The organism is Bacteroidales bacterium (assembly GCA_014860575.1).
Taxonomy (GTDB): Bacteria; Bacteroidota; Bacteroidia; order Bacteroidales; family JAAYJT01; genus JAAYJT01.
The window spans coordinates 128,927-146,384 of record JACZJK010000057.1 but is presented as its reverse complement, the minus strand read 5'-3'; the positions used below and the strand labels follow the sequence as shown (position 1 = coordinate 146,384).

General features: G+C 43.6%; 14 protein-coding genes. 11 read left to right on the top strand and 3 right to left on the bottom strand.

Going from position 1 to position 17,458, the window contains the following annotated elements; all coding sequences use genetic code 11:
* Positions 1-181 precede the first annotated feature (181 nt).
* The 5 genes from IH597_16000 to rocD all read left to right on the top strand — a co-directional run bounded on the left by IH597_16000 (position 182) and on the right by rocD (position 4,024).
* A complete protein-coding gene (locus IH597_16000; GenBank protein ID MBE0663961.1) occupies positions 182-841 on the top strand; it encodes a heme exporter protein CcmB in 660 nt (219 codons plus the stop codon).
* A complete protein-coding gene (gene ccsA, locus IH597_15995; protein MBE0663960.1) occupies positions 723-1,532 on the top strand; it encodes a cytochrome c biogenesis protein CcsA in 810 nt (269 codons plus the stop codon). The genes IH597_16000 and ccsA overlap by 119 nt, the downstream gene beginning before the upstream one ends.
* Entirely contained in the window at positions 1,529-1,705 is a 177-nt protein-coding gene (locus IH597_15990; protein MBE0663959.1) for a hypothetical protein, read from the top strand. The genes ccsA and IH597_15990 overlap by 4 nt, the downstream gene beginning before the upstream one ends.
* Positions 1,702-2,106, top strand: coding sequence for a cytochrome c maturation protein CcmE (locus IH597_15985; GenBank protein MBE0663958.1), 405 nt, complete (start codon positions 1,702-1,704; stop codon positions 2,104-2,106). Before IH597_15990 ends, IH597_15985 begins: the two co-directional genes overlap by 4 nt.
* A gap of 694 nt (positions 2,107-2,800) precedes the next feature.
* Positions 2,801-4,024, top strand: a complete 1,224-nt coding sequence (gene rocD / locus IH597_15980; GenBank protein ID MBE0663957.1) for an ornithine--oxo-acid transaminase — start codon at positions 2,801-2,803, stop codon at positions 4,022-4,024.
* A 179-nt stretch (positions 4,025-4,203) separates the two neighbouring features.
* On the opposite strand, the gene IH597_15975 is transcribed toward rocD, so the two are convergent.
* Both IH597_15975 and gldA read right to left on the bottom strand, forming a co-directional pair.
* Positions 4,204-5,517, bottom strand: a complete 1,314-nt coding sequence (locus tag IH597_15975; GenBank protein MBE0663956.1) for a methionine adenosyltransferase — start codon at positions 5,515-5,517, stop codon at positions 4,204-4,206.
* 361 nt (positions 5,518-5,878) lie between these two features.
* Positions 5,879-6,790: a gliding motility-associated ABC transporter ATP-binding subunit GldA gene (gene gldA, locus IH597_15970; GenBank protein MBE0663955.1), complete on the bottom strand. Its 912-nt coding sequence runs from the start codon at positions 6,788-6,790 to the stop codon at positions 5,879-5,881.
* A 492-nt stretch (positions 6,791-7,282) separates the two neighbouring features.
* Here gldA and IH597_15965 point away from each other — a divergent pair, with 492 nt between their 5' ends.
* Together IH597_15965 and IH597_15960 are read left to right on the top strand one after the other, a co-directional pair.
* Positions 7,283-8,479 (top strand): pyridoxal phosphate-dependent aminotransferase, encoded by a 1,197-nt coding sequence (locus IH597_15965; GenBank protein ID MBE0663954.1) that lies wholly within the window; start codon positions 7,283-7,285, stop codon positions 8,477-8,479.
* 118 nt (positions 8,480-8,597) lie between these two features.
* Positions 8,598-11,075, top strand: a complete 2,478-nt coding sequence (locus tag IH597_15960) for a TonB-dependent receptor (GenBank protein ID MBE0663953.1) — start codon at positions 8,598-8,600, stop codon at positions 11,073-11,075.
* Positions 11,076-11,166: 91 nt separating this feature from the next.
* Here IH597_15960 and IH597_15955 read toward each other — a convergent pair whose 3' ends face one another.
* Positions 11,167-12,366, bottom strand: coding sequence for a DUF1343 domain-containing protein (locus tag IH597_15955; protein MBE0663952.1), 1,200 nt, complete (start codon positions 12,364-12,366; stop codon positions 11,167-11,169).
* Positions 12,367-12,496: 130 nt separating this feature from the next.
* Here IH597_15955 and IH597_15950 point away from each other — a divergent pair, with 130 nt between their 5' ends.
* The 4 genes from IH597_15950 to IH597_15935 all read left to right on the top strand — a co-directional run bounded on the left by IH597_15950 (position 12,497) and on the right by IH597_15935 (position 17,453).
* Positions 12,497-13,741 carry an ABC transporter permease gene (locus IH597_15950; GenBank protein MBE0663951.1) on the top strand — a complete coding sequence of 415 codons (1,245 nt, stop codon included), beginning with the start codon at positions 12,497-12,499 and terminating at the stop codon, positions 13,739-13,741.
* Positions 13,742-13,888: 147 nt separating this feature from the next.
* Positions 13,889-14,332: a GNAT family N-acetyltransferase gene (locus IH597_15945; protein ID MBE0663950.1), complete on the top strand. Its 444-nt coding sequence runs from the start codon at positions 13,889-13,891 to the stop codon at positions 14,330-14,332.
* 2 nt (positions 14,333-14,334) lie between these two features.
* On the top strand, positions 14,335-15,405 hold the full coding sequence (locus tag IH597_15940; GenBank protein ID MBE0663949.1) for an alanine racemase: 1,071 nt from the start codon (positions 14,335-14,337) through the stop codon (positions 15,403-15,405).
* 182 nt (positions 15,406-15,587) lie between these two features.
* Complete coding sequence (locus IH597_15935) at positions 15,588-17,453, top strand: tetratricopeptide repeat protein (GenBank protein MBE0663948.1); 1,866 nt, start codon at positions 15,588-15,590, stop codon at positions 17,451-17,453.
* Positions 17,454-17,458 lie beyond the last annotated feature (5 nt).

The following is a 17,458-nucleotide window of genomic DNA, read 5'->3' as shown; positions in this document are numbered from 1 at the left end:
TAATTCGTCGAGCCAAAAGTAATAATAATTTAATCCAAATAGACCAAACAAAGGTTTTTTTTGCACTTAAAAGTTAATTTTAGTTCGATTTTCCAATGGGTTCAAAGGATTAGCGGATTTATAATTTTTAAACAATGTGTACAATATATGCCGGTATTTACATCTTTTCTATCTTTGCCCCATGATACGCACCCAGGTTTTTAAGCTAATCCAAAAAGATATTTCGCTCGAACTCAAGCGTCCCTACCTGTTCAATGGCATGCTGTTGTACATGGTTTCAACGGTTTTTGTTTGCTACCTTGCCTTTCAGGGAATTATTGAACCCAGGACCTGGAACGCACTTTATTGGATCGTTCTGTTGTTTGCTGCAGTGAATTCGGCAGGACGCAGTTTCTCCGACGAATTTTCCTCCAGGCACTTATACTATTATACCCTTGCGAACCCGGCTTCCATCATTATTGCCAAAATGGGCTACAATGCAATGTTGCTTGTGATCCTTTCGCTGCTTGGTTTCCTGGCTTTTTCGGTTTTTCTTGGCATGCCGTTCGGCAGTATTTTCATGTTCTTTGTGGTGGCTGTTTCCGGTAGTTTTGGCCTGGCATTGCTGCTTACCATGGTTGCGGGAATTGCTTCACGGGCGGAACAAAATTTCACACTCATGGCCATCCTCAGTTTCCCGATCGTATTGCCGAAATTATTGATTTTAATGAACCTCACCGGAAATGCCATGCAAGCGGCTGACTGGGCCCTGGCATCAAAACCGCTTTTCGCCCTCTTTGCCTTGCAGGCGCTTATTATTGTGCTGGCACTGGTTTTATTCCCTTATCTATGGAAAGAATAAATTTAAAGCTATGAAACAAAATACCCGCTGGATATATAAAGCCCTTGGCATGATTCTTCTCATTTATGCACTGGTAGGAGGGCTTACCATTCAGTTGCCTTACGAGCTGCCGATTATTTACGAAAGCATCCGCAACCTGTTTTATCATGTGAGCATGTGGTTTGCGATGATGTTTATTCTTTTTATATCCTTTATTTATAGTTTACGATACCTCAAAGGTTTTGATCCGGCCCACGACAGAATTGCTGCGCAGGCTGCCCAGGTCGGCATTGTTTTCGGAATGCTTGGTATTTTCACCGGCATGCTTTGGGCCAACGAAACCTGGGGCGCACCCTGGGTTCGCGACCCGAAACTCAATGGTGCAGCCATGAGCCTGCTGGTTTATTTTGCCTATATGATCCTGCGGTCTTCCATAGGTGATGAGGAAAAAAGAGCCAGGATATCGGCAGTTTACAATATCTTTGCATTCGTGCTGATGATTATATTTATTGGCATCCTGCCGAGGTTTGGAGGCGAATCGCTGCATCCGGGCCAGGCAGGCAGCCCGATGACCGTGGCTGAACTGGACCCAACGCTGCGCATGGTTTTCTATCCGGCCATTATTGGCTGGTTGTTGCTTGCAGTTTGGATTTTGGAAATCAGGGTCAGAATGCGGCGGATTCATGATAATTTACAAGGGAGGCAACAATGATTGATGAAAATAAAATGTATGTGGTGATCGGCGTGCTGCTGATCATTTTATTGGGTTTGTTTGTTTATCTGATCAGCATTGATCTGAAACTTCGCAAACTGGAAAAGAAAACCCGTGAAATGGGTTCGGATCTCAATGAAGCTGGAAATATTCAAATAAAAGAAAATCAATGAAAACAAAGCATATTCTCGCCATACTCGGTGTAGCCATTATCACCGGCATCATCATAACCACTTTTTCAGGTGCAGGAACCTATAGCTATTTTGATGAGGCTTATGCACACCAGGGCCGCGACTTCCATATCATCGGAACCCTCAACACGGAAAAACCCCTGGAATACGACAGCCGGATTGACCATAATCTTTTTGCATTTTATATGTTTGATCAGCAAGGCAAGGAGTCGAAGGTAATCTACCGCGGTGCCAAGCCACAGGATTTTGAGAAATCGGAACAGGTTGTCATTATTGGCAGCGCCGAAGCTGATGCTTTCCATGCCAAACAACTCCTCCTGAAATGCCCCACCAAGTACAACGAAGAGGGTTTGCCGCAGGAGTTTAATGAGGAAGCCTATTGAGAAGTTCAAAATTCAAAATTCCAAGCTCCAAGCCCCAAGTTCCAAGAGCCATGACCCAAGTCTAAAGTCCAAAGCTCAAAATTCAAAGTCTAAAGACCAAAATTTAAAGTTGGCAGTTGGCAGTTTGCAGTTGGCAAAAGGGAAAGCACATCCGAGATTGGATTGGCAAACGATCAGCAGACAGAAAATGCAACTTGGCAAACCTGGCGGAAATCGGAAATCGGAAACCCCAATACTCCATCACTCCAAACTGCACTACAGTATCACTCCATCACCCCATTTCTCCTCCAATTGACCTTTAACTAATTGACCATTTGACCACAGCATCACAGTATTACAGTATCACAGCAACATAATCAACAGGGCTTCAATCCCTTCCATTACTCCATCACTCCATCACTCCATCACCCCATTTCTCCACCAATTGACCATTTAACTAATTGACTATTTGACCACTGCATCACAGTATTACAGTATCACAGCAACATAATCAACAGAGCTTCAATCTCTTCCATTACTCCAACACCCCATTTCTCCACCAATTGACCATTAAACTAATTGACTAGTTGACCACTGCATCACTGCATTACAGCATCACTTCATTACAGTACCACAGCATCACAAACTTTTAATACCTTTGCAGGCAATCTGCATACTACCGGACACTAATGTTCAATTCTAAATAATTTCTGTTATGACACAAACAATCACCGCTCAAAAAGCGATGGAACTTGAAGACAAGTATGGAGCCCATAATTATCATCCCCTGCCAGTGGTATTGGCCAAAGGCGAAGGGCCATTCATGTGGGATGTTGATGGAAAACGTTATTACGATTTCCTTTCAGCTTATTCGGCAGTAAACCAGGGACATTGCCACCCAGCTATCATCAACGCACTGATTGATCAGGCAAAAAAACTTACCCTTACATCACGTGCGTTCTATAACGATGCACTCGGCTTGTATGAGGAGTATGCAGCAAAATTTTTCGGCTTCGATAAACTGTTGCCTATGAACACCGGCGCCGAAGGCGTGGAAACAGCCATCAAACTATGCCGCAAATGGGCGTATGAGAAAAAAGGAATTGCTGAAAACAAAGCAAAAATCATTATCTGCGAAGGTAATTTTCACGGACGGACCACCACCATCATCAGTATGTCAACTGATCCGGATGCGCGTAAGAACTTTGGGCCATACACGCCTGGTTTTGAAATCATACCTTATAACAATGTTGATGCGTTGGCCAAAGCACTGGAAGATCCCAATGTAGCCGGTTTCATGGTTGAACCTATACAGGGTGAAGCCGGAGTTTTTGTTCCGGATGATGGTTACCTGGCCAAATGCAGCGCATTGTGCAAAGAGAAAAATGTACTGTTCATTGCAGATGAGGTTCAGACAGGCATTGCCCGTACAGGCCGTTTAATTTGCTGCGAACACGAAAATGTTCGTCCCGATATGCTGATTCTAGGCAAAGCCCTTTCGGGTGGTGTTTACCCGGTATCAGCCGTTCTGGCCGATGATGAAATTATGCTTTGTATAAAGCCTGGACAGCACGGTTCCACTTTTGGTGGGAACCCAATTGCTGCAAAGGTTGGTATGGCTGCATTGCAGGTGGTAAAAGATGAAAACCTCTCAGAAAGGGCTGAAAAATTAGGCAAGATTTTCCGTTCGGAAGTTGCAAAAATCCAGTCTGACATGGTACTACTGGTACGCGGTAAAGGCTTACTCAACGCTATAGTTATCAAACCTAAAAATGGCAAGGAAGCCTGGGATGTTTGCCTGAAAATGGCTGAAAACGGTTTGCTTGCCAAACCTACCCACGGCGATATTATCCGGTTCGCACCGCCATTGGTAATCAGTGAAGAACAACTGCATGAAGCTGTTGGAATCATTCGCAAATCAATTGAGTCGTTCAATTAGCGCATAGTTTCAGAATATTAAAAAAGCCCGTCTTCAACTATGAAGCGGGCTTTTTTCTTGCAATTACTTTAGTATCTGACTTCAAATGATGGATTATGAGTTTTGAGTCATTCTACACTCTACATTCTAAATTCTGCATTATTTTCCAACAGCTCCTGAGTGCACGAGAGTAATATTTTTCAAAGGATTTCAAAAGTCTTGCGCAGTTCATCAACATAATCCAGTTTCTCCCAGGCGAAGAACTCAACATTAATTTTGTGTTTTAGGCAGTTCGAACCGTTACCTCCCGGCTCTCCGGTAAGTGGATCGTAGCAAACTTCAACCTCGGCAGTATAAGGATCGCGACCGAAATGTCCGTAACTGGCGGTTGGCAAATAGATAGGATTCTTCAACCCGAAGCGTTTGATAATGGCATAAGGCCGTAAATCAAAAATATCTTTAATGATTAAGGTTATTGCGCCATCGCTGAGCAGTTCACCAGCCTTATCCCTGACTTTTGCGGTTCCGTATGTGTTGATGTACAAGCCAACCGGTTCGGGAACACCAATGGCATAAGCTACCTGAACCAGCACTTCGTCGGCAATGCCCGCAGCAACCATATTTTTAGCAATATGCCTTGTAGCATAAGCTGCTGAGCGGTCAACCTTTGAAGGGTCTTTGCCGCTGAAAGCGCCGCCACCGTGTGCGCCGCGTCCGCCATAAGTATCCACAATTATTTTCCGACCCGTAAGGCCGGTATCGCCATGAGGGCCGCCTATTACGAATTTCCCGGTAGGGTTCACAAGCAATCTGAAATCATCTTCAAAGAGTTTTTTAACCCGCTCGGGCAGGGTTTTGCCTTTTCGAACCCTGGGTATAAGAATTTCCCGGACATCTTTTTCAATAACTTCCTTCATTTGATCATCGCTGTTGAAGGGATCGTGCTGTGTGGAAATAACAATGGTATCAATGCGCTGTGCCACATTGTTTTTATCATATTCAATGGTTACCTGCGATTTGGAGTCTGGCCTCAGATAAAGCATCTGTTTGCTTTCATGACGTATAGCAGCCAGTTCCTGGAGCAGTACATGTGATAATTCCAGCGGCATTGGCATAAAATTTTCCATTTCGCGGGTGGCATAGCCAAACATCATGCCCTGATCGCCGGCGCCCTGATCTTCGTCTTTTGGCCTTTCAACACCTTGAGCAATATCCGGGCTTTGTTCGTGAATTGTTGAAATCACACCGCAGGAATTAGATTCAAAGCGGTATTCCCCTTTGGTATATCCGATTTTTTTTATTGTTTCGCGGGCAACATCCTGGATGTCAATATAGCTTTGTGTCCTCACTTCGCCGGAGCATACAACCAGGCCGGTGGTGACAAGGGTTTCGCAGGCAACTTTCGATTCAGGATCATGTTTGAGGAATTCATCGAGCAAGGCATCTGAAATCTGGTCGGCAACCTTATCGGGATGCCCTTCCGAAACGGATTCGGATGTGAATAAATAGTTCATGATGTTTATTTGTAGTAATAATAAATAAGTGGCAAAAGTACCTTTTTTGTTTCAATGTAGTGTAAATTTAGAGGCGAAGGCTAAGGCAAAGGCTGAGGCGAAGGCAAAGGCAAAGGAAATCATCCCTACGGCAATTAGTCTCCTGTCTTCCAGTACTCCATTACTCCATTACTCCACTATTCGACGATTCAACCAATTGACTAATAAACCAATTAACCATTCACTACTCAACTTCTCCAACACTCCAATACTCCAATACTCCATTTCCCCGTCTCTTAATCTCTAAATCTCTAAGTCTCTCAGTCTCTAAGTCTCACATTCCCAAATTCTCCCTTTCTCCATTTCCCCCTCTCTCCGTCTCCTACTTCCTCGTCAGCATCTGAAAAACTTTTTCAAGCTTTTGCTGCTCTTTTTGCATTGAAAGAACGCTAACATTGTGTTCAACTGCGAACCGGAAAATGTCCTGACGGATGTCGTTTTCAGCTTTTGAGGTTACCTGGTAAATGTTTGCTGAAATTGGGGTAACTTCCAGTATGCCCGGAATTTTAAGCAGCGATTTCATATCTACAGCCTTGTCAAACTCAACTGAAATAACCATTTTATCGCCAGCCAATTTGGAGAGCCTTGCCACCGAATCGTCAGCAACAATTAGTCCCTGGTCAATGATGATAACGCGACTGCAAAGCGCTTCCACTTCCTGCATGATATGGGTCGAAAGCATCACGGTTTTTTCTTTCCCGATTTTCCGTATCAGCAAACGGATTTCTTCGAGCTGGTTCGGATCAAGGCCTGATGTGGGTTCATCAAGAATCAGGACTTCCGGATCGTGAATCAGTGCGCCTGCCAGTCCGGCACGTTGACGGTAACCCTTTGATAATTGTCCTAATTTTTTGTTCTGTTCCTGCTCAAGGCTGGTCACTTCAATCATTTCTGCAATGCGGCCCTTGCTTTTGTTTCCCAGATTATGAATCCCCGCCACGAAAGCCAGGTATTCCTTCACATACATGTCGAGGTATAAAGGATTGGTTTCCGGGAGGTAGCCCACGCGTTTTTTAACCTCTTTGAACTCTTCCTGCACATCAAAGCCACACACAAGTGCTTCGCCCGAACTTGGAGGTATAAAGCAGGTTAGGATTTTCATCATCGTAGATTTTCCTGCGCCGTTGGGTCCAAGAAATCCTACAATTTCACCTGCATTGATCTTGAAACTCACATTGTTGAGGGATTTCTGATCGCCATATAGCTTCGTAATCTGTCTGGTTTCTATTGACATGGTTGGGATTTTTTTATCCGATTTGTTTGCAAAGGTAGGGAATACAAAATTCCAAAATCCAAAATTGAGTCCACTCCGAAAAGTATATCTGCCCCTAAATCCCCTAAAGGAGACTTCCACAAAGTGCTGATATTTAGCGTTTCCCCTTTAGGGGTCAGGGGTCAAAAACGATAAAAATCAGCAATTCGTGACTTTTCGGAGTGGACTCAAAATTCGAAATTCAATATTCAAAATCCCAACCCTAGAATTTATTAACGATTAATGACCTGAAAACCCGATTCTTGAATCTTAAATTTTGAATCTTAAATCTTGAACCATCAACCATCAACCATCAACCATCAACAACCGTATGGCTATCGTATGACAATGTATGACTACCGCATGACCGAAGAAAGTCATCCAGCAACTTCCACCAGCCTCCTGCATCACAAAAAATCCTATTTTTGCAATCCGGATTCAAAACTATCACATTAACTTATAATTTTTCCCGCCATGCCACAGATTTCAGCAAAGGGCCGCAAGATGCCCGAATCACCTATCCGTAAACTTGTTCCTTATGCCGATGCAGCCAAAAGCCGCGGTTTAAAAGTGTATCATTTAAATATCGGTCAACCCGATATAGAAACCCCGAAAGTTGCCCTTGATGCTATCAGGAACTTTGATTTAAAGGTGATTGAATATAGCCATTCAGCCGGTATTCTCTCATACCGTAAGAAACTCACAGAATACTATAAGAAAGTTGGTATCAACATTACACCCGATGAAATCATAATAGGTGCCGGAGCCTCCGAAGCCATCCTGTTTGCTATGCAAACCTGTATGGACCCAGGCGATGAAATCATTATCCCCGAACCGTTCTATGCCAATTACAACGGTTTTGCCATCAATGCCGGCGTAGTTGTGAAACCCATTCCTTCAAGCATAGAAACAGGTTTTGCGCTACCTCCGATTGCAGAATTCGAAAAAGCCATCACACCAAAAACCAAGGCCATTATGATCTGCAATCCCAACAACCCTACCGGTTACCTCTACAACCGCGAGGAATTGGAAGTGCTGCGCGATATCGTGATCAAACATGACCTTTACCTTATCGCTGATGAAGTTTACCGTGAGTTCTGCTACGATGGTGAAACCCACACATCCGTAATGCATCTTGATGGTTTGGATCAGCACGTGATTTTAATTGACAGTGTATCGAAGCGCTACAGCGCCTGCGGTGTGCGGATAGGGTGCATGATTTCTAAAAACAAAGAAGTGATGCGCACCGCGATGAAATTTGCCCAGGCACGCCTGAGCCCGCCCACCCTTGGCCAGGTTGCCGCCGAAGCTGCCATTGAAACCCCTGATGAGTATTTCAAAGACGTTTTGCACGAATACCATTTGCGAAGGGATATTGTAGTGGAATCCATTAATAACATGCCGGGCGCTTTTTGTCCGAAACCCAAAGGTGCATTTTATGCAACACCCAGGCTTCCGATTGATAACTCCGACAAGTTCTGCCAATGGCTCCTCGAAGACTTTGATTTTAAAAAGCAAACCGTAATGCTTGCACCGGCCACCGGCTTTTATTCAACTCCCGGCGTTGGCCTTGATGAGGTAAGGATCAGCTATGTATTAAAGGTTGAAGACCTCAAAGCTGCCATGCAATGCCTGGCCGAAGCGCTTAAGGTTTACCCCGGAAGGAAATAAACATAAGCAACGCAAGTTTTGTTATAACTTCTTGTCTAAGCTCCGGTAAACGTTTTTTTTAATTAAGAAAAAGCCTGCCGGAGGTTAATCCAATATCTAACTAATTTTTATTTTTTCTATGAATTTAAATGTATTCATCAAACTTGTTTTGCTCGTATTACTCGTTAACTTGTTGCCCCATGCCAACGCACAGCAACGCCCGGCAGGCTCCCCTTCGGGGGCTGACAGAAACATAGGGGTTCTGAAAGGAAAACTGATAGATTCCTATTCTTCAAGGCAAATAGAATATGGAAACGTGGTGTTGTTTCGCCAGCAGGACTCAACCATGCAAAACGGTACCATTTCCGATCCCAATGGCGAATTTATTATTGAAAAAATTCCTGTTGGCAGATACTATGCTGTGGTACAGTTCATCGGATTTGAACCAACAACCATCCCTGATCTTTTTTTTAATCCGCGAACACCGGAAATTGACCTTGGTGAAGTAAAACTGAATCCAGGTTCTACAGCGCTCGAAGGCGTTGAAATTACTGCCGAACGTGACCTTATGCTAGCCAATCTCGACAAAAGGGTGATCAACGTTGACAAAGACCTGACCGGTATTGGCGGAACTGCTGTGGACATCATGCAGAATATTCCATCCGTCACAGTAGATATTGAAGGCAACGTACAATTACGCGGCAGTGGAAATATTCTCATACTTATTGATGGCCGCCCAACCGGTCTCCAGGATCTGAGTAGTTCCGACATTCTGCAGCAAATACCAGCCAATTCAATCGAAAGGGTAGAGGTGATCACGAATCCTTCGGTTCGCTACGACCCCGATGGAACTTCGGGCATCATCAATATTGTGCTTAAAAAGCGTAGCCTCGAAGGCTTTAATGGCATGGTACAAGCCAATTATGGAACCTTCGGGCGTTTTAACGGGGGTGTGAACCTCAACTTGCGGGCTGAGAAATTCAATATAACAGCAAGTTATGACGCCCGTTTGAACCGGCGGAAAGGTTCAAGCTCAATGGAACGAACCACTAATTTCAATGAAATAACAACCTTGCTCAATCAGCAAGGAACATCGGACGATACCATGGCCATGCACCTCGGCAGCCTTGGGTTCGACTACATGCCCAACCGCTTTAATACTTTTTCTGCATCAGTAAGATACAGGAATTTTGGCGACCATGAAGAAAATGCGAATTCGAACATCACCAGGACCGCAGGTGGCGATATGCTGCGCGAGTTTGACCGCTATGCATGGTCGAGGCGATATATGAAATCATTCAACTACAATCTTGCCTACCGCCTTACCACACAGCGTGTGGGTGAAGAGCTTACCGCCGACCTGATTATCAATAACAACGCAATGCGCCGGACAGAAGAGATAACGCAGGAAAGCAGGTTCCCGGAAACTTCTTTATCGCTGCAGCAGGCCCGTGCGCGAAATACAAACAAGGAAGGTACGCTGCGTATGAATTACATCAGACCGCTCAATGAAACATCTCGCTTTGAGGGTGGCTTTACCAGCAGCATCAAATACCTGACCATGCGATACAATTATGATCGGTGGGATGCTGAATGGATTCCTGATGTAGACCTTGCTAATTACTTTCAGATGGACGAACAGATTCATGCTGTTTATGGTATTTATGCAGGTATGAGCGGTAAATTCCGCTACCAGGTTGGCTTACGTGGCGAAATGTCGGTCACGAATGGTGAGCAGGAACTTAGCGGCGAAACTTTCAGCAACGATTATATCACTGCCTATCCCAGCATACACCTTGTTTATAATTTTGCCCAGAACCAGGATGTGCAGGTGAGTTATAGCCGCAGGGTAAGCCGTCCAAGGCATTGGTTTTTGAACCCTTACATTGATTATTCCGACTCTTTGAATATTCGCAGCGGTAACCCGGAACTTACACCCGAATTTACCGGTTCGTACGATATTTCTTATGTGCTTTCAAAAGACCGCAACAGCCTTACCACATCGCTGTTTTACCGCAAAACCACCGATATGATCCAACGTGTGAGCCGCCTGCATGCTGAAGGCATCACCTGGAATACATGGGAAAACATTACCGACGGGCAGTTTATCGGGCTTGAATTGATAGGTGCTTATGAAGTTGCCCAATGGATGCGCGTAACTGCAAACACTTCGTACTTCAAACATATCATCAATGCTTTTGAGAGTGACGACGGGTTTTACAAGATTGACCGACAGGAAGATTTTACATGGAACGCGCGTTTGAACACCCAGTTCACCATTGCGAAGAATTCAACACTACAGGTGTCGGGCAATTATTCTGCGCCTACCATCATGGCACAGGGCCGCATGGAGCAAATGTATTTTGCTGATGTTGCCTGGCGAACCGATTTCCTTGATCGCAAGGCTACTTTTAGCTTACGGCTGAGTGATGTTTTCAACTCCCGGCGATTTAGCGGCGAAACATGGGGCCCAGGTTTTAATACTATCAGCGAACGTACCAGGGATTCCAGGGTGCTGTGGGTTGGTTTGTCGTACCGATGGAACAACTTCCAACGCCAACGCGACCGCCTCAACCGCAACGAGGATGATAATATGATGGAGATGGAAGAGTTTTAGAGGCAAGAGTCAAGAGACAAGAGGCAAGAGACAAGGGACGAGGAACGAGCAACCAGCAACCAGATAAAAGGGTGTTGTTAGGCTACCAGAACTAGTCGTCGTAAAGAAGATACTTCTTCCTTGTCTTTCTAAATTCAGCTAGGTCTTCCTGCCAGCTTTCACGGATTTCAGCTTCCGATAAACCGGCTTCAATTTGCGCCCTCAAAGTTGCTGTGCCAGCAAGGGTATTGAAGTAATTGTTAAAAAATGATTTTTCATTTTTGAAAAACCGGTAGGCATTGATGAGCGGCTGCAATGATAACCGCTGATGCAATATGATGCTGTAAGCCATATCGCTGAAATCAAAACCTACACATTCCTGATCTTTAAACGGTGGGTTCAAAGCAGCCCCAGGCGTAGCCACCGGTATAAATTTAAAATCTCCCTCGGTATAATCAGGATGCCCGATAATCCTGAACGGTTTTCCTGTTCCCCGCCCCACACTCATCATGGTTCCTTCAAAAAAGCAAAGCGAAGGATACAGATACACAGAGGTCATATCCTGTAGGTTGGGCGAAGGCTTTACCGGAAGTTCATACAAGGTTTGATGGTCGTAATTGAGCATCGGAACCACTTTGAGTTCGCACGATAACCCCGCCTCAAGCCAGCCTTCACCGTTGACCATTTGAGCGTATTCAGCTACTGTCATGCCATGCACTACCGGAACCGGATGCAAGCCAACAAAAGTAGTATATTCAGGTTCCAGCACCGGTCCATCAACATAAAAGCCATTTGGGTTCGGACGATCCAGAACCATAAGGGGAATGCTTTTTTCGGCGCAGGCTTCCATCACCAGCGTCATGGTGCTGATATAGGTGTAGAACCTTGCGCCAACATCCTGGATATCGAAAATGACCAATTCGAGGCCAAGCAGATCCTCCTGCGTAGGTTTTTTCTTCTGGCCGTATAATGAAACCACGGCAACTCCGGTTTTAGGGTCAATGCCTCCAGACACTTGTGCGCCGGCATCAGCATCGCCACGGAATCCGTGCTCAGGCGAGAAAACTTTGATAATGTTCACCTCCAGCGCCAACAGGCTATCCAGCAAATGTGTGGTTCCGATCAGTGAAGTATGGTTGGCCACCAGGCCGATGTTTTTGCCTTTCAACATCGGAAGATAGATTTCTGTTCTTTCAGCACCTGTGACCAACATCTTTGGATTCGCATCTTGCCGGGGTGTTGCCCGGCACGATGAAACCAAAAGAAGCAAAGCGATGAAAGGTATTTTTCTAAACTTGATCAGTCTTTTCATTTGTTCTGATTTTATGCTAATAATTTTCTATTTCGGTGAGAAGCTGCATTATTCATCATTCTTTGCAATACATCGATTCTTGGCGTCATTGCGTCTTGGCGGTATGAAATAATCCAAAATTGATGTAGGTTTGCAAAATAACAAATTCTTTGCTTTGAACCTTGAATTTTTTATCGCCCGCCGCCTTATAAAAGGACATTCAGGTGGTTTTTCTGATCCAATTATCCGGATCGCCATTATTGCCGTTGCGCTCGGACTTGCTGTGATGATCATTGCTATGGCCATTGTTACCGGGTTCCAGCAGGAAATCAGGGACAAAGTGATTGGTTTTGGCGGGCATATCCAGGTCAGCCATTACGATGCGAATGTTTCATACGAGTCAACTTCTGTTGAAACAGATGAAGCACTAATGGATGAACTCCGTGAAATCACCGGCGTGAAGCATGTCCAGGTATTTGCATATAAACCGGGGATACTGAAAACTGACGAGGACATAGAAGGTGTTGTACTCAAAGGTGCCGGAAAAGATTTTGACTGGTCTTTTTTTGGTGAGAAAATTATTTCCGGTTCGGTCATTGGGTTTTCAGATACTGCAGTTTCAAATCAGATATTGATATCGAAAAATACGGCCTCGCTATTGAAACTAGAACCCGGCGACGATGTACGGATGTTTTTTATCATTGATAACCTGATTCGAGCCAGACGATTTAACATCCAGGGAATTTACGAAACCGGCCTCGGCGAGTTTGACGATATGTTTGTTATCTGCGATATCGGCCATATTCAGCGGCTGAATGCCTGGAATGAAAATCAGGTGGCAGGTTTTGAGATATTGGTGAATGATTTTAAACATCTCGATGCTGTTGCTGAAGAGGTGTACAACCTGATACCTTACGACCTCGATGCTCAAACCATCAGGCAAGTTTACCCGCAAATTTTCGACTGGCTGCAATTACAGGATATGAATGTCATCATTGTTCTTAGTTTAATGGTTTTGGTAGCAGTAATTACAATGATTTCGGCCTTGCTGATCATTATTCTCGAAAGAACCCACACCATTGGAATGCTGAAAGCGATGGGCTATGAGAGTTGGAATATCCGTAAGGTTTTTCTCATCGTGGCTGGCAACATCGCTATCAAGGGGATACTCTGGGGAAATTTTGCCGGCCTTGCCCTGGCGTTCGCACAAAAATACTTTGGCATCATCAAGCTTTCTCAGGAATCCTATTATGTCTCCGTCGTCCCGATTGAGATAAATTTCGTATATTTGCTGCTTCTAAATATTGGAACACTGATTATCAGCGTGTTGGTTCTTCTGATTCCTTCTGCAATCATATCAGCCATCACACCGGTAAAGGCAATCAGATATGATTAAATCGCAAATAATGCATCCGGGAAAATCCGTACTTAAGTTACGCCAGGCTCAAGCTGTTGGTTTCTTTAACTGACGTGTCCTACTCTTTTTATGTTGTATTCATTTGGCCTCATGTCGCAGGCATAATAATAATTTAATTCACTTTTTATGTATCAGTTTAAAATATACGATGCTTTTACCAAGCCCGATCAAACCACCAAAAATCAAATTGTAAACTTCCTGTCCGACCACCTCGACGAGTTTGGCGATGAGAAACAACACATCATGAAATGCTTAAACTACGCGGTTAAAGAGGAACCATCCTTCGGTGGCCTTGCCATTGTTTTGAGCGAAGATAAAAAAATGCTCAGTGTTGTTATTGTGAACCAAACCGGAATGGGTGGTTATATCCCTGAAAATATTCTTGTATATATTGCTACACATCGTGATTATCGTGGCAAAGGCCTGGGTAAAATGATGATGAAAAAAACACTGGAAATGACAGAAGGCGACGTTAAACTTCACGTTGAACATGAGAACCCTGCCCGCTTTTTATATGAGAAAATTGGCTTCACAAGCAAATACCTCGAAATGCGATATAAACGAACATAAGCATGGCATCAATTGTACTGGATTCGAAGAAGCTCAAATTCAATTTCAATTACCTTGATAAGCTTTTCAGGAAGCATGATATTAAATGGTCAGTTGTTTCGAAGATGCTCTGCGGAAACCGCCTTTTCATCAGCGAAATTATTAAGCTGGGGATTACACAGGTTTGCGATTCCAGGGTTTCAAACCTCAGGGCTGTAAAAGAACTGGCGCCAGAGATTGAAACCATTTATATCAAACCGCCACCCAAAACTCAGATTCCTGGTGTGGTAAAGTATGCTGACATAAGTTTTAATACTGAGCTCGAAACAATCCGTGCGCTTTCCCGGGAAGCCGGCAATCAGGAGAAGGTTCACAGGATAATGATCATGATTGAATTGGGTGAATTGCGCGAAGGCGTCATGCGCGACGATGTGATGGATTTTTATGCAGAAGTTTTTGAACTTCCCTCTATTGAGGTTATTGGTATAGGGACCAATTTATCCTGCTTGTATGGCGTGCTGCCCAATCATGATAAGCTAATCCAGCTAAGTCTTTACAAACAGTTGATTGAAGCCAGGTTCAACAAGAAAATCCCTTATGTTTCAGGAGGTTCATCGGTAACAATTCCGTTGATTGATCAAAAGTTGTTGCCCGGTGGCGTGAATCATTTTCGTGTTGGTGAAACCCTCTTCCTGGGAACGGATGTGTACAACAACACAGCATATAAAAAAATGCATAGCGATGTTTTCACGCTCTACGCAGAAATCATTGAATTGATTGAAAAGCCGCTTGTTCCGATGGGGGAGATGGGCACCAATGTTGAAGGCCATTCATTCGATTTTCCATTGGAAGAAATCGGAAAAACTTCCTTTCGCGCAATCATTGACCTGGGCTTGCTTGATGTTGAGGAATCGCACATTAAGCCTGCTGATCAAAATCTGAGATTTGTTGGCGCCAGTTCAGATATGTTGGTGGTTGACCTGGGCCAGAATGAAAAAAATCTGAAAGTGGGCGACACACTTGAGTTTAATCTGGATTATATGGGAACCTTGCGAATTATCAATTCAAAGTATATTGATAAAAAAGTGGTTTAGGAATCCGTTAGCATCAGTTTTAGCAATTGAGACTTAGGTATCATATTCTTAAAGCCATCTTTGTGATGTTTTTTTCGGATTGGTATTAAGTATTTCGTTTTTTGCATATTTTGGGCCTTACTATATGTGAACTACTTTCACCTCTTGATTACTGATTTCGTGTTTCATAATTTTTATTGATCATGCGTTTATTCATACCATTCGTAATTCTGTTTATGTGTTTGATAAACACAAGCAGCGGGCAGCAAACGAAGGTTGACAGTCTCAGGAACATTATTGAAATAAATGCAGGCAAGAAAATCAGCAGTCATGCACAAATTCTGCTTGCTAAGGAATTATTGCCTTCAAACCCGGAAGAAGCCTTTGAACTTCTGACCCTTACTGCCAGCGTTGAAAATGAAAACGATGATGTTGTCAGGGCTGATTACTTTAATGCATGGGGAACTTTTTATTGGTATGCGAACGATCATACCAGGGCTATTGATTTTTTCATGATGACGATGAACATAGGGAAGTCTCCAGCAATCCTGCCAAAGATTGCACAGGCTGCCAATAATATGGGTTGCCTCTATAGCAAACAGGGAAATGCCGATAGCGCCAGGAAATATCTCGAACAGGCCCTGGAAATTGATATCAAGCTTGAGAATGAAACCGGCATCATGAAATCGAAGTTCGATCTTGGCGTTTTCAATTTACGACAGGATAATTATGCAACAGCATTACTGTTGTTGCATGAAGTTGCAGATTTTCAGGAAGAAAACAAAGATTCTATTCGGCTGACATACACACTTAACGCGCTGGGCAATACATATTTCCGTCTTAACAGGAATGATAAGGCAATTGAGCAATACCACAAGGCAATAAATATTGGCGAAGTATTGGGCATGTTGGAAAATCAGATTACCGCTTATAACAACCTCACCGCAATCTACAGCGAATTGCCCGATAGCTTCAATCAGGCTTTACAACACGGATATTTAGGCATGAAACTGGCTAGCGAGAATAATGATAATACAAACCTGCTTTCGATCAGTTCCAATATCGGTAGTGCCTATCTTAGTGCGAACCAAGCAGATAGCGCATTGTATTATTATGAAAAAGCGCTCGCACTTGTGGATCAGATAAACGAACCCAGTATTCAGGCCCAATTACATATCAATGCTGGAAGGGCATATTTTGTGAATGCTCTCTATGAAAAAGCAAGACTTCACATACATAAAGGCCTGGAGATTGCTAAATCAATTAATTCTTTGTCAAATCAAAGCCGTGGGTACAAATTGCTGGCCTCGGTTGACAGCATTCAGGGCAATTTCCGGAATGCACTTATCAACTTTCAGCATTCTACCAGGCTTTACGACAGCATTTGGAGCTTAGAAAATGCTTCCAGAATAGCAGATCTTGAAATTGCTTATGAAACCCGTAAAAATGAATTTGAGATCACTCACCTTAAAAAAGAGTTTCGTTTAGTCAAAATGATGAACCTTACCGGTGTTTTTATAATACTATTACTATTAGCTGTTTCTGCTGCTGTTATTGCTTATATGCGAAGCCGGAATACTATTTATGAGCAAAAACTGCTCATACAGCAAAAGGAAAATGAGCGCGTGCAAAGTTTACTCCAGGCCAATAAACGTGAGTTGTCCGGTAAAGTCACAGCATTGATAAAGCTTGAAGAAACCATTGGCCCTATTAAAGATGAGATCAATAAATTAATTACAAGATCGAATGATGACACATCAGTTCATTTACAATCCGCTCTGCAAATGCTCACTTTAGCTGAGAAAGGGCATCAGCTTTGGAAAGACTTTGAGATCCGGTTCAATGAGCTCAATGATGAGTTCATAACTAAGCTAGCATCACTCTATCCCACCTTGTCACCAGCGGAGATCAAACTGTGTGCGCTTTTAAAAATGCAACTTTCAACAAAAGAAATCGCAGAACTAAGCAACCGCAGTCAGCGCACAATTGAATACACGCGTACCAATATCCGAAAAAAAATAGGACTTGATGCATGCGACAATCTTACCAAACATCTCTTAAATATTTAGCTAAA

Bases quoted from the DNA above. Each gene is read 5' to 3' on its own strand.
- IH597_15945 (MBE0663950.1), top strand. From the start codon at position 13,889: ATGTATCAGTTTAAAATATACGATGCTTTTACCAAGCCCGATCAAACC.
- IH597_15975 (MBE0663956.1), bottom strand. From the start codon at position 5,517: ATGAACTATTTATTCACATCCGAATCCGTTTCGGAAGGGCATCCCGAT.
- rocD (MBE0663957.1), top strand. From the start codon at position 2,801: ATGACACAAACAATCACCGCTCAAAAAGCGATGGAACTTGAAGACAAG.
- IH597_15935 (MBE0663948.1), top strand. From the start codon at position 15,588: ATGCGTTTATTCATACCATTCGTAATTCTGTTTATGTGTTTGATAAAC.
- ccsA (MBE0663960.1), top strand. From the start codon at position 723: ATGCCATGCAAGCGGCTGACTGGGCCCTGGCATCAAAACCGCTTTTCG.
- IH597_15955 (MBE0663952.1), bottom strand. From the start codon at position 12,366: ATGAAAAGACTGATCAAGTTTAGAAAAATACCTTTCATCGCTTTGCTT.
- gldA (MBE0663955.1), bottom strand. From the start codon at position 6,790: ATGTCAATAGAAACCAGACAGATTACGAAGCTATATGGCGATCAGAAA.
- IH597_15965 (MBE0663954.1), top strand. From the start codon at position 7,283: ATGCCACAGATTTCAGCAAAGGGCCGCAAGATGCCCGAATCACCTATC.
- IH597_15990 (MBE0663959.1), top strand. From the start codon at position 1,529: ATGATTGATGAAAATAAAATGTATGTGGTGATCGGCGTGCTGCTGATC.
- IH597_15985 (MBE0663958.1), top strand. From the start codon at position 1,702: ATGAAAACAAAGCATATTCTCGCCATACTCGGTGTAGCCATTATCACC.
- IH597_16000 (MBE0663961.1), top strand. From the start codon at position 182: ATGATACGCACCCAGGTTTTTAAGCTAATCCAAAAAGATATTTCGCTC.
- IH597_15940 (MBE0663949.1), top strand. From the start codon at position 14,335: ATGGCATCAATTGTACTGGATTCGAAGAAGCTCAAATTCAATTTCAAT.
- IH597_15960 (MBE0663953.1), top strand. From the start codon at position 8,598: ATGAATTTAAATGTATTCATCAAACTTGTTTTGCTCGTATTACTCGTT.